The 12917-nt window shown below is 66.8% G+C and carries 11 protein-coding genes; 7 read left to right on the forward strand and 4 right to left on the reverse strand.

Going from position 1 to position 12917, the window contains the following annotated elements:
• Window positions 1-175: 175 nt before the first annotated feature.
• The 4 genes from VF34_RS05670 to VF34_RS05685 all read left to right on the forward strand — a co-directional run bounded on the left by VF34_RS05670 (window position 176) and on the right by VF34_RS05685 (window position 5304).
• Window positions 176-1258 (forward strand): hypothetical protein, encoded by a 1083-nt coding sequence (locus VF34_RS05670; protein ID WP_156158495.1) that lies wholly within the window; start codon window positions 176-178, stop codon window positions 1256-1258.
• Window positions 1255-2805, forward strand: a complete 1551-nt coding sequence (locus tag VF34_RS05675) for a P-loop NTPase family protein (protein WP_045841037.1) — start codon at window positions 1255-1257, stop codon at window positions 2803-2805. The genes VF34_RS05670 and VF34_RS05675 overlap by 4 nt, the downstream gene beginning before the upstream one ends.
• 58 nt (window positions 2806-2863) lie before the next feature.
• Complete coding sequence (locus tag VF34_RS05680) at window positions 2864-3166, forward strand: DUF6802 family protein (RefSeq protein ID WP_032369497.1); 303 nt, start codon at window positions 2864-2866, stop codon at window positions 3164-3166.
• Between the two features lie 308 nt (window positions 3167-3474).
• On the forward strand, window positions 3475-5304 hold the full coding sequence (locus tag VF34_RS05685; protein WP_032392102.1) for a phosphoenolpyruvate carboxykinase (GTP): 1830 nt from the start codon (window positions 3475-3477) through the stop codon (window positions 5302-5304).
• A gap of 66 nt (window positions 5305-5370) precedes the next feature.
• On the opposite strand, the gene VF34_RS05690 is transcribed toward VF34_RS05685, so the two are convergent.
• Complete coding sequence (locus VF34_RS05690; RefSeq protein WP_045841038.1) at window positions 5371-6249, reverse strand: ROK family protein; 879 nt, start codon at window positions 6247-6249, stop codon at window positions 5371-5373.
• A 9-nt stretch (window positions 6250-6258) separates the two neighbouring features.
• Window positions 6259-7053, reverse strand: a complete 795-nt coding sequence (locus VF34_RS05695; protein ID WP_045841039.1) for a class I SAM-dependent methyltransferase — start codon at window positions 7051-7053, stop codon at window positions 6259-6261.
• Between the two features lie 95 nt (window positions 7054-7148).
• Between VF34_RS05695 and VF34_RS05700 the strand changes: the two genes are divergently transcribed.
• Window positions 7149-8381 (forward strand): glycosyltransferase family 4 protein, encoded by a 1233-nt coding sequence (locus VF34_RS05700; protein ID WP_045841191.1) that lies wholly within the window; start codon window positions 7149-7151, stop codon window positions 8379-8381.
• On the opposite strand, the gene VF34_RS05705 is transcribed toward VF34_RS05700, so the two are convergent.
• Entirely contained in the window at window positions 8316-10043 is a 1728-nt protein-coding gene (locus VF34_RS05705) for an MmpA family trehalose lipid delivery protein (RefSeq protein ID WP_156158496.1), read from the reverse strand. The two genes, VF34_RS05700 and VF34_RS05705, sit on opposite strands and share 66 nt — an antisense overlap.
• Window positions 10044-10068: 25 nt before the next feature.
• On the opposite strand from VF34_RS05705, the gene VF34_RS05710 reads away from it, so the two are divergent.
• Entirely contained in the window at window positions 10069-11295 is a 1227-nt protein-coding gene (locus tag VF34_RS05710) for an MATE family efflux transporter (protein ID WP_197077434.1), read from the forward strand.
• On the opposite strand, the gene VF34_RS05715 is transcribed toward VF34_RS05710, so the two are convergent.
• Window positions 11264-12340 carry a substrate-binding domain-containing protein gene (locus VF34_RS05715; protein WP_032406056.1) on the reverse strand — a complete coding sequence of 359 codons (1077 nt, stop codon included), beginning with the start codon at window positions 12338-12340 and terminating at the stop codon, window positions 11264-11266. The genes VF34_RS05710 and VF34_RS05715 overlap by 32 nt on opposite strands.
• Before the next feature lie 103 nt (window positions 12341-12443).
• Between VF34_RS05715 and VF34_RS05720 the strand changes: the two genes are divergently transcribed.
• Entirely contained in the window at window positions 12444-12881 is a 438-nt protein-coding gene (locus tag VF34_RS05720) for a MarR family winged helix-turn-helix transcriptional regulator (RefSeq protein ID WP_032367431.1), read from the forward strand.
• The last annotated feature ends 36 nt before the right edge of the window (window positions 12882-12917 follow it).

Below are 12917 nucleotides of genomic sequence, written 5' to 3' on the forward strand. Positions count from 1 at the left end.
GCCGCGTCCTATAAATACAACGGTGTAATTCTCGACGGCCTGTCCGGAACGGCCGTCGTGTGCCAGAATCGGTGCCGCAGCAGGGGGCTGCGGGCCACGTGGCCGATCGTGCTCGACGAGCCGATCGCACATCTCGATGTGGCCGTTCGGTGGGTCGTTTCCGGGGGGATCGATGATGGACGGTGCCGAGGCAGGTCTGGGTCGATTGCGTGTGCGCTCGGAAGAGGTGGACGCGGCCGGGGCCGGCGCAGGCCGGAAGGCTGTCGAGAATGCTGTCGAGCGGCGTCTGCGGCCGCTGGAGGTGCACGTTTCCGGCCGCGTCGGAGTCGGGAAGTCGGTGATTGTCTCGGTGCTCGATGCCGCGCGACTGCATACCGACGGGTTCGAGGTCCGGTTGCACGAGAGCGGATGGGCCGATATCCCGCGTGCAGCGGAGGTGCAGCAGAGCCGCACCGCATCCGATATCGACGTTCTCGTCCACGTGCTGGCCGGTGCCGTGTCCCCGGACGACATCACCTTCCTGTCCGCTCGACCCGGCGGACCGCCGGCACACACCGTGATCCTGCTGAACAAGGCCGACACTCTCGACGAACCCGCGGCGACAGCCGCAGCGGCATCCGAGCAACTGGGGCGACGAGTGCTGCCGGTGATGGGATCTGTTGCAGCGGGCCTGGGCGGCGCGGCCCGAGGCTCCGCTGTGGACATGGCCGATGTGCGGGCCGTCGCGGCCGGTGCGCTGCGTACTGGGGATCTGATGACGGTCGATCGGTTCCGGAGTGCTGATATTCCGCTCTCGACTCTCCAACGAGAGGCACTGCTGGACCGTGTGGAATTACGCGGTCTCGCCCTGCTGGTCGAGGCGCTCCGGCGGCGCAGCGGGGTGTCCGACGCAGATGTACTGCGTGAGCTGTGGGAGGCCACCGGCGTCGACGCCGTGACGACGGTGGTGTCCGATGCTGTCTCGGCTGCTGCGACGGCCCGCGACGACGACCTGCACGAACAACTGCTGCAGATATCCGCCCGTCACCGAGACGTTCGAGGTGCCGTCGAATCGTATCTAGCTTCGGACGAGGCGGTGGCTGCCGATATGCGCTGTGCTGCAGCGCGATTGGGGGTACCGATCGAGACGGACTCGGAGCGGGCCCTGCTGGAGCAGGCATTTGTGTGGAAGCGGTGTGCCGCCACCTCGGAGGACGACGCCGTCCGGCGCTCCGCCCTGGCCCTGTGCCGCGGCTATGTGCGGATGCTCCGACCGTGACCGATCCGAACCGGTTCCTGCTGCCGGACGATCTGAAAGGTGTTCTGCGTCGACGGAACTCGGAATCCCTCGTACGCATCGACCGTGCACGCAGCAGCCGACCTGCAGGCATTCACGTCACCGGCACCGCAGCATCCGGCAAGACCGAGATATGTCATCTGCTCACCCGGCGCGACGGCGCGGAGATCGGGTTCGCCGACTCGGTCGAGGAGGCCGCGGTGGTCGTGATCGTCGTCGACGCGTCGGCTCCGGTCGGCCGTGCCGACGTCGAGCGCTGGCGTCCTGCCTTCGAGTCGACACCGGTTGTGTTGGTGGTCAACAAGATCGATGTGCATCGCCGGTGGCGCGAAGTGGTCGACGCCGATATCGAGATCGTCGCCGAGCGTGTTCCGCGTGCGGTGGAACACTCCGTCCATCCGGTCTCGGCACGGTTGGCACGAGCCGGTAGGGAGAGCGGCGATGCTGCCGTGTTCGCGGAGTCGGGTTTCGGGGCGATCGCCGACAGAATCGACGCGTTGCTGATGCAGGCCGCGGCAGTCGGGGCCCAGCGCAAATACGTTGCTGTAGTGCAGGGATCTGCCGCAGAGGCGAAGGCCGCCATCGTGGCCGAAGCTCGCGCAGTGACCGGAGGTGGTGACACCGCCCCTCTGCGTGCCCGGCGGGCGCGGCTGCTCGGTGCACGCGAACATCTCGGTGGTGACCGACGAGCATTGCTGCACAACCGTATTCAACGGGTTCGGGTCGACTGTGTTCACGCTGCGGCCGAGGACGTTCGGCTGCTCGGCGCGCGGGTACGGCAGACGATAGAGGGATCGCGGCGGGCCGAACTCGGCCATCTGCCCGGGCACCTCGCCGAATCCGTACAGGCAGTTCGAGCACGCGCCGACGCTGCATTGTCCACCGGTCTCCGCGCCGTGGAAGTCGAACTCGGGCTCGTCGACACGGTGCCCGAATCCGGTACCGCGGGCGGTGAGATCGACATCGGCGAACCGACCAGGCGACGCGGGATCGAAGACGTCCTGATGGTCGCACTGGGGGCCTCGGCAGGGGTGGGACTGGGTCGGCTCGTCGTCTCGCCCCTGGCTCTGATTCCTACCTTGGCCGTCGCCAACACGATCGTCTCACTGGCCATCGGTGCCGCGATCGCGTGGTGGTTGACCCGCTCACGCGCACTCGTCGCCGACCGTGCGCACCTTCGCGGCTGGACCCAGGAAAGTCTGGCTCGCGTGAAATCGGACGTGGAACAGCGGCTGCTCTCTCGCATTCTCGACGCCGAGTCCGCACTCGCGTCGGCGTTGACCTCGGCGGACCGGGAGGCGGCGGCACGTATCGATCTGTCGCTGGCCGAGATCGACGCCGAACTTCGCACGCTCGCCGATCACAGATCGGCGCTGCTCTCGGCCTGCGATCGGGATCTGGCTGCACTCGAGCGCGGGCTGGAGCGATTTCGCGGGTCCGGGCGCGACTCGGTCGTGCCGTCGAAGCCCGTCGAATTCTCTCCCGGCGATCCGGAACCGATCGGCGCACCGATGCGTCGAAGCGGGTAGGTGCACGTCCGAACAGGTTCGCAGGCGGCGAACAGGGACCCGACAGTGAGGAGCGTCGATGATCGCGGTGGATGGCTTCGCAGTGGGCGGTTTCGAGACGAACGAGCCGGCCGAGGACGCGTCGGACGACGGTGGCGGGTACGTCTCGACGGACTGGTTCGATCTCGACGGCGACGGTCGTCACGAGACTTCCGTTCGGACGACGGAGGCCGGAACGACGGTGGGAACGGATGTCGATGGAGATGGTGTGACAGACAAGTTCACCGCCTTCGACCGTGACGGGCACTACGAATCCTGGGAGATTTTTCGGGAAGCGAACGGTTTCGGGCAGGGCAGATCGTCCGAATCCGGCCGACTGTAGGCCATTCGGTCTGATTTACATCGGCGCTGGTGGATGGCTTCTTGCGTCGGTCTTTCCCTATCTGAATCGGTCTTGTGACCAATCGGACAACACCCTGTTTCTGGAATCACGTCGCTCGGCGTTAACCTGATGAACAGGACATCCGGCGCTCGGTCCTCAGCTTGCTGTATCCAGTAACATGGTGTACTGCAGCTCGAACGGCCGAGCAGCGCCCCGCCGAGAGGGGAAAACCGAGATCTACTCGTGCGTGCTTGCCCACAGCGATCGTGCGAATTCTTCCCGGTTCCGGCTAACCCCAGGAGAGTTAGATGACCTCAGCGACCATTCCCGGTTTGAGCGGCACCGACAGCGTGCCGACTCGACACAAAGAACTGCTTGCCTGGGTTGCTCAGGTAGCCGAACTGACCGAACCGGACTCCGTGGTGTTCGCTGACGGATCCGACGCCGAATGGGAGCGCCTGACCGACAAGCTGGTCGAGGCAGGAACCTTCACCCGTCTCAACGACGAGAAGAAGCCCAACTCGTTCCTCGGCAACTCCGATCCGTCGGACGTGGCCCGCGTCGAGTCGCGCACGTACATCTGTTCCAAGGAAGAGATCGACGCCGGTCCCACCAACAACTGGATGGACCCGTCGGAGATGCGGTCGTTGATGACCGAGCTGTACCGCGGTTGCATGCGCGGACGGACCATGTACGTCGTTCCGTTCTGCATGGGACCGTTGGACGCTGCCGATCCCAAGTTGGGCGTCGAGCTCACCGATTCGGAGTACGTCGTCATCTCCATGCGTGTGATGACCCGCATGGGTCAGGCCGCTCTGGACAAGATCGGCGACGACGGGTTCTACGTGAAGGCGCTGCACTCGCTCGGTGCTCCGCTGGCCGAGGGTCAGGCCGACGTGCCGTGGCCGTGCAACGACACCAAATACATCACCCACTTCCCCGAGGACCGCGAGATCTGGAGCTACGGATCCGGTTACGGCGGCAACGCGCTGCTGGGCAAGAAGTGCTACTCGCTGCGTATCGCGTCGGCCATGGCCCACGACGAGGGCTGGCTCGCCGAGCACATGCTGATCCTCAAGCTGATCTCCCCCGAGGACAAGGCGTACTACATCGCGGCGGCATTCCCGTCCGCGTGCGGTAAGACCAACCTCGCGATGATTCAGCCGACCATTCCGGGCTGGCGTGCCGAGACCATCGGTGACGACATCGCGTGGATGCGCTTCGGTGAGGACGGTCGTCTCTACGCCGTCAACCCGGAGTTCGGTTTCTTCGGTGTCGCTCCGGGCACCAACTGGGATTCCAACCCGAACGCGATGAAGACCATCGATCAGGGCAACTCGGTGTTCACCAACGTCGGCCTGACCGACGACGGCGACGTGTGGTGGGAAGGCCTCGAAGGCAAGCCCGATCACCTGATCGACTGGAAGGGCAACGACTGGACGCCCGAGTCCGGAACCGATGCCGCACATCCGAACTCGCGGTACTGCGTGCCGATGGCTCAGTGCCCGTCGATGGCTCCCGAGTGGGACGACCCGCAGGGTGTGCCGATCTCCGCAATCCTGTTCGGCGGACGACGCAAGACCACCGTTCCGTTGGTGACCGAGGCCCGCGACTGGCAGCACGGAGTGTTCATGGGAGCCACCGTCGGCTCCGAGCAGACCGCTGCCGCCGAGGGCACCGTCGGTACCGTCCGACGCGACCCGATGGCCATGCTGCCGTTCCTCGGCTACAACGTGGGCGATTACTTCCAGCACTGGATCGACCTCGGCAAGAACGCCGACGAGTCCAAGCTGCCGAAGGTGTTCTACGTCAACTGGTTCCGTCGCGGCGACGACAAGCGCTTCCTGTGGCCCGGATTCGGTGAGAACTCGCGCGTGCTCAAGTGGATCGTCGAGCGCATCGAGCACAAGGCCGCGGGCGTCGAGACCCCGATCGGTGTCGTCCCCACGGCCGAGGCACTCGACATCGACGGCCTCGACACCACCGTCGACGACGTCGCCGAGGCACTCGCGGTGAACACCGACGAGTGGAAGGCCGAGATCCCGCTGATCCAGGAGTGGTTCGACTTCGTCGGCGAGAAACTGCCCACCGGAATTCAGGACGAATTCGACGCCCTCAAGCAGCGTCTGGGCGCGTAGTATTCACGAGACAGAACGGGGCTCACCGAGGGGTGGGCCCCGTTCTGGCTTTCGAAGTATGCGAGATCAGGCAGTGAGAGCGGCCGCGCCGTGCAGGGTGCCGAGTCCGCTCAACGCAGCCGGCACCACCTGCAGGCCGTCGAGGAACTTCAGGCGCGCGTGCAAGGCGATCGACTCCCGGATCGGATCCCACAGCGGCGGGCCGGCCTGAGCGAAGCCGCCGCCGATCACCACCATCCGGACGTCCACCAGTGCGACCGCCGATGCGATGGCCTGACCGAGAGCTACTCCGGCGCGTTGCAATGCGGTGACGGCGAGCGGTTCGCCCGCGGCGGCATCCGTAGCCAGTTCGACACCGGTGTTCCCCGGCCAGCCCTGCTCCCGAGCCCACCGCACCGCCGAGGGGCCGCTGGAGACGGTCTCGACGCACCCGATTCCGCCGCACGCGCAGGGCGTCGCCGAACCGGGGACGACGATGTGGCCGATGTGCCCGGCATTGCCACTGGCCCCGGCGACGATTTTCCCGCCCAGCACCAGACCTCCGCCGATCCCGGTGGACACCACGAGGCTCAGCACGTCCGGTATCCCGGCAGCGGCACCGAATCGATGCTCACCCAACGCCGCTGCGCTGCCGTCCATGGCCAGAAGTACCTCGGCGTCGGGCAGTGCGGCGGAGATGTGCTCGCGCAGGCCGAATCCGTTCTTCCACTCGTCGACGTTGATCGGCGCGACCGATCCGGTGACGAGGTCGACCGGACCGGAGCACGCGACCCCGACCCGCGTCACGTCGACGCTTCCGACGACCCGGTGCAGCAGTTCGGCACAGGCCTCCCACACGCCGGTGGCCGGTGTCGGAACTGTCTCCGGGTGCTGCGGACGTCCGTCGTCGCCGACGAGTGCCGCTGTCATCTTGGTGCCGCCGATGTCGAGCGCGAGTGCCGTCATCGATCCAGGTTATGCGGGAGTGGAGCCTGCGGAATGACCCATTGGGTATGCGTTCGGTTTCAGGACCAGGACGAGGTTGCTGCCGAGGAACTCGCGGAGTATCGGTACGCGCATCATCCACCATGCCCAGCGCGGGTGATAGCGCGGAAACGCGGCCAGTAGCCTTGCGTTGGGAGTGCTTCGCGCCCAACGCAATCCGTCTGCCGCGCTGATATCGAACAGGGATTCGCCGAATCGGTTCTTGGGTTCGTGTCCGGTGGTGCGGGCGTAGCGTCGGGCCGCGTATTCGCCGCCGAGATAGTGCCACGGCCGGGTCTCGTGGCCGCCGAACGGGCCGAACCAGATGGTGTACGAGAGCACCGTGAGGCCGCCGGGTTTGGTGACGCGCAACATTTCCTCGGCCATCGTCCACGGCTCGCGGACGTGCTCGGCGACGTTCGACGAGAAGCAGATGTCGACGCTGTCGTCGCGGAAGGGCAACGCCATGCCGGAGCCGCGCACCGAACCGGGGATCTGCAGTCCGGCGGCGTGCATTTCCGAGGCGTCGGGTTCGACGGGCAGATAGCGCGCGCAACTCGCGCCGAAGACGTCGGCGAAGTATCCGGGTCCGCCGCCGACGTCGAGCACCGTCGCCGCGGACATGTCGGTGCCGGTCAGGCCGCGGTAGAGGTCTCCGATCAGTTCGACGGAATCACGGGCCAGGGCGCCGTAGAAGATGTCCGGAGAACTCTGCTCGTGCCCGAAGTCCTTCAGGAGTTTCACCGAGCGACGCAGTGTCGCGCGAGAGGCGAACAGTCGTGTCACGGCGGAAGTCACGAAAACGAACCCTAGCGGTTAGTGTGGCAGCGGTATTCGACGACGGTCGAGAAGCGAGCACGGTGGATGGGGTGAAGCGAGCGGTGCGCGAGGTTCTGTTGCTGTGCTGGCGCGATACCGGGCATCCGCAGGGCGGCGGCAGCGAGCGGTACCTCGAGCAAGTAGGTGCCGGCCTGGCTCGACGCGGTGTCCGCGTCACGCTGCGGACGGCGTCCTATCCCGGTGCTCCGGCCGAGGAGATCGTCGACGGCATCCGGATCAGTCGCGGTGGTGGTCGCCTGTCGGTGTATCCCCGCGCTCTGGCCGCCATCGCCGCCGGTCGGCTCGGTTTCGGGCCGCTCAAGGGGATCTCCCCGGATGCCGTGATCGACACCCAGAACGGCATTCCGTTCTTCTCCCGCGCAGTACTCGGTGTGCCGGTCACGCTGCTGGTGCATCACTGTCACCGCGAGCAGTGGCCGGTGGCGGGCCCGATGATGGCCAAGCTGGGCTGGTGGCTCGAGTCGACGATCTCGCCGAGGGTACACCGCCGCAATCAGTACCTGACGGTGTCGTTGCCTTCTGCAGACGAGCTGATCGCTCTCGGTGTCGACCGGGAGCGCATCGCCGTGGTCCGCAACGGTGCCGACGACATCCCACTGTCTGTACCGGAAGGCGGCGAGGACACCCGGACGCCGCACCCGTCCTTGTCCGTGCTGTCGAGGCTGGTTCCACACAAGCAGATCGAGGACGCGATCGACGTCGTGGCTGCACTGCGCGGCAGCATTCCCGACATCCATCTCGACGTCATCGGCGGCGGGTGGTGGGAACGGAATCTTCGCGAGTACGTCACGAGCCTGGGCGTCGATCGATACGTCACCTTCCACGGTCACGTCGACGAGGAGCGCAAGCATGCACTGCTCGGTCGGTCGTGGGTGCATGTGATGCCCTCCCGAAAGGAGGGCTGGGGCCTCGCCGTCGTCGAAGCTGCCCAGCACGGTGTTCCCACGGTGGGCTATCGCAGCTCCAAGGGACTCACCGATTCGATCATCGACGGCGTCACCGGTGTTCTCGTGGGTGGTTCGACGTCCGGAGCCGAGGACCGCGATGTGTCCGCGCTGACCGGTGCCGTCGCCGAACTGCTGCAGGATGCCGAGGCCCGCACTCGCCTCGGTGAGAAGGCACGAGTCCGCGCGGGTGAGTTCTCCTGGGGCCAGTGCGCCGACGGCGTGTTCTCGGTGCTCGACGGGACGACGCGCGGCACCTGGTCGTCAGGCCTGGTGGGGGCGGCCGACGCGCACACGCCTGCCGAATCGGCTCAGAAGTCCTACCGCTAGTCCGCCGAGCAACAGCAGTGCCCACGTCAGATGTGCGAGCACAACGGCTGTTGCCGAACGACTTTCGAGCATCGCCGGATCCGGCACCCGATAGAGGGTCAGTTCCTCGTCGGAGTACACGGCGTCGAGTCGGTCCAACGTCTGCTGTGCATTGCCGAGCTCGCCGGGAGTCGTGTTCTCCACCAGTACCCAGCCGACACCCAGGGCCGCGAGAGTGTCCGCGGAGTCGCCTGCGAGCAGAGCGTTCTGCACGTCCGTCGCCCGTTTCCCTTCCCCGCGGACCGTGCCGCCTGCGACGAGGAGTTCACCGGTCTGCAGTACGTCGAGCGGCAGCATGCGGGGTGCAGGATCGAGAACGGGCGCTGAACCGCTGTAGGAAAAGCGGCGAAACATGCCGGCGGGAAGGACGGCCACGTCTCCGTCCTGGTCGGCGAGTTCCGCCGAGACGGCCCGCCACGACTGTGGGTACGTCACCGGCTTCAATGCGTTGCCGACGCCCCAGCCGAGGTCGGGGAGCGCAACGAGCAACGCCAGCACGGCCACGCCCCCCGGCAGCCATGCATTGCCGAATCGGGTGCGCCGGGACGCCAACCAGCTGACACCGGCTGCAGCGGCGAGAGCGTACATCGGCATGGCCAGCGCGACCCACTTCTGCGAATCGCGGAGCAGACCGGCCCCGGGGACGGTGTCGCCCAGTACACGAGCGGCCGCCAACCCCGGTCCGGTTGCTGCCAGCGCAGGAAGCACGATGGCAGCGAGCGCAACGACACTCAGGCCCACGATCACCGGATTGTGTCGACGCAGATATAGCGGCCGTATCCCGAGAGCGACGACGGTCAGAAACAGGACCGTTCCCACGACAGCGAAAAGTCCTGTCCGAGAACCGGGTACGGCGTCGGAGTTCCAGATGCCGCCGAGGCCGGCCAGGCTACCCACCGTGCCCAGACCTGGTTCGGCGCGTGCTGCGAATGCGGCCCAACCCGCCGGATCCGCCGGTTCGACGCCACCGCCCGACACCATCGTCGCCGCCAGCCACGGCGCCGACGCGACGGCTGCGATCGCGAGGGTGGCGACCACGCGCAGGCCGCGTCGGGCACCCCCGGGGAGGGCGACGACGAGTAGCGCGACGGTTGCCGCCAGCAGCGCGCCGGTGGGGGTGAGCCCGGCCGCGGCCAGGCAGACGGCGAGGGCCCACCAGGAGCGACCGGACCTGACCGCGAGTGCGGCGACCACCGTCCACGGGAGGGCGGCGTAGCCGACGAGCAGACTCCAATGTCCCTGCAGCAGGCGTTCGGCGACGTAGGGGTTCCACACGGCCACCGTCGACGCGACGAGCAGGGCAGGCAGTGGCGGGGTGGGCAGCATCTTCTGCGCCATCACCGCCGCGCCCCAGCCGGCCATCCACAACGCCAGCAGCAGAACGGCCTTGACCACAAGGCCACCGTCGAACACCGTGGTCAGGGCCGCGATCGCGGCATCCTGCGGCACGGCCCGCGCGGCCGCGTCGGCGATTCCCCAGGCGGAGTCGGTGAAGTAGGAACGGGGGGTGCTGACGGCGTCGCGAAGCAGGAGATATCCAGGTCCGAGCAGTGGCCCGAGAACGACGAGCGAGAGCAGCAGGCTGTAGAGCGGCGGCGTCCACCTCGACCTCGACCACGCCATGATCGGCACCCTATACCGTGGACGCATGTCGTTTCGCGCCTCGTCCGAGGCAGACCACCCGGCGGGTGCGTCCGTCGCCGGGATGGGGATGGTGACGGCCGGCTCGATGTTCGCCAATGTCGTGGCGTATCTGCTGCAGGTGCTCGCGAGTCGCATGCTCGGTGTCGAGGGTTACGGCGAGTTTGCGAGTCTTCTTGCGGTGCAATTGGTTCTGGCGGTCCCGGCGTTGGCGTTGCAGTCCGTCGTCGCGCGCGAGGTGGTGCGCGGCCGCAGTTCGCGCGAGCTGCGTGGTGTCGGTTACCGCTGTGCGGCGGTCGTGGGTGTGCTGGCTCTCGCTGTGTCCCCGGCGTTGTCGGCGGCCATGGACGTCTCCGCAGCGGCGACGGTGTCGGCCGTGATCGCTGCGCCGGTGCTGGTGTTGTTGGCCGCGGAGCAGGGGCTGCTGCAAGGACGCGGCCGGTTCGGCGCACTGAGCGTGGTGTTGGCGGCGGCCGGTTTCGGCAAGGTGGCGCCGGCGGTGGTCGTGTTGCTGCTCGGCGGCGGCCCGGGTTCGGTGCTGCTGGCCACGGCGGCCGGTATCGGCGTGGTGGCCGTCGGCGCGCGGTCGGCCGCTGGAGTGCCGGTGAACGCGGTGTCGGAAACCAGGGTGACCGTTCTGACGGTGTTGCAGGCCTCGCAGGTGCAGTTGGTGCTGATCGCGATGTCCGCATTGGATCTGGTGCTGGCTCGTTCGTTGCTCAGCAGTACCGAGGCCGGGTTGTACGCGGTCGGTGCCGTCGCGTCCAAAGCAGCGTTCTGGCTGCCGCAGGCGGTCGGAGTGGTGTTGTATCCGCGCATGGCGAACCCGCTGCACTCGGCTGCCGCAGTGCGCTCGGCGCTGACCGTCGTCGCCGGACTCGGCACGGTACTGGTACTGGGGGGCGCGCTGGCGTCGCCGTTACTTCCTGTGGTTGTCGGTGACACGTATTCCGGTGTGCAGCAATACGTGTGGCTGTTCGTGCTGCAGGGGGCGTGCCTGGCGGTACTGCAGAGCGCGCTGCTGTGGGCGATAGCGGGTGAGCGTACCCGCCTGGCCCTCGTCGCCTGGTTCGCCCTCGCGGCCGAGGTGCTGCTGTTGCTGTTCGTGGCCTCCACGCTGGCCCAGTTCGTCACCGTCGCAGCCGTTACCGCCGCAGTCACGATGGCCGTCGTGTGCGGCGTTGTCCTGTTCGGCGACAGAATCAGTCGCGCGCGGGCCGGATCTCGCCGATGATCTCGAAGTCGACAGCACCGGCCAACGCCAGATAGATCGGTTGCGAGACGTGGCCGTCGGACAGAAACAGGTGCCCACGGGCACCGGTGAACGACACCGAATCGGATACGGATTCGATGATGCGAACATCTGCTGTGCCTGCCCTGTTCACCAGCGCGCCCAGCAGTTTGATGCCCTCGTAGCACGACTGTCCAAGTGCGCCGACGATCGGCGCATCGACCCCGAATGAACGAGCGAAACGAGCCGAGAATCCCAAACTTGCTTCGGTGGCGAGGGTTTCGAAATAGCCGGACGCGACGTACAGCCCGTGGGTGTTCTCGCCGCCGGCCGCCAGCAACATGTTCTCGTCCATCAGTGGACTGAGACGGATGCAGTGCCCGTCCAGCCCGGCCCCGGCGAATTGCTGATGAAAATGGACTGCGTCGTCGCCGATGAGGAGGACCACGGTCGCGTCGGCACCCGACCGCTCGATCGCGGTGACGGTCCTTGCGAAGTCGCTCGTACCGACCGGTGCGAACTCCGCGTGCACCACCGATGCGCCCAGCCCACGGAGCCGAGTTGCCGTGATGGAAGCGCTCTTTCGGGGCCAGACGTAGTCGTTTCCGACGATCGCCCAGCGGCGTCGTCCGAATTCGCGAACGAGGAACTCCAGCGCCGGGACCAGTTGGTTGGCAGGGGTCTCACCGGTGATGAACAGTCCCGGGTAGCGGTCGCCGCCCTCGTACATGGAGGTGTACACGTACGGAATCCGTCCGAGCGTCACCGGAATGACGGCTCGCCGTACCGCCGAGGTGTGCATCCCCGCCACCGCATCGAGGGCACCGGCATCGAGCAGCGTCGCGACCTCGTGGGCCACCGTCACCGGATCGCGGCCGCCGTCGATGGACATCAACTCGACGCGGCGGCCCAACACACCGGCCGAGGCGTTGAGTTCGTCCCTGGCCAGCTGGGCCGACAGCTCGCTCGACGGTCCGATGATGCCGAACGGTCCGGACATCGGAAAGATCAGGCCGACGCGAAACGTGTCGAACCGATCGCTGTTCATCGTGCCGTCCGTCCGCTCGGTGTCTCTTCGCGGTTCGCTTCACCATAGAATCGCTGAGAGAGACTGTAGCGCCGACGCAGGAACCGAGCAGGGGGACGATCACGTGGATCACCAGGATGCTGCGTCGGCAGCGCGTTTGCTCACCGTGGTCGAGCGGGCCGTGTCGGATCGATTGCGCGCCACCCTCGTGCCGTGGGAATTGGACCTCGAAGAATGGCGAGTGCTGTCGCTGTTGTCCGACGGTGAGGGACACACGATGGCCGAGACGGCGGAGTTCGCATTGCTCTCGCCGCCGACGTTGACCAAGGCGGTCAACCGGCTGGTGTCCAACAATCTGGTGCACCGCCGTACCGGCACCGTCGATCGTCGGCAGGTGCTGATTCGCTTGACTGCCCGTGGGAAAGCGAAGCACGACGCGGCCGCCCCGATGATGAACGACGCCGCGGCGATGGTCTTCCCGTCGGAGTCGGATCGTGAGCTGTTGCAGTCTCTGCTCCGGGCCCTCGAGACCAACGCGAAGACGGCCTCGATCACCCACTGACCTTTCTCGGCGTCCGGTCTCGGACGCGGTCTCCGC

Origin of the sequence: Rhodococcus sp. PML026 (assembly GCF_000963615.1) — a bacterium.
Taxonomy (GTDB): Bacteria; Actinomycetota; Actinomycetes; order Mycobacteriales; family Mycobacteriaceae; genus Rhodococcoides; species Rhodococcoides fascians.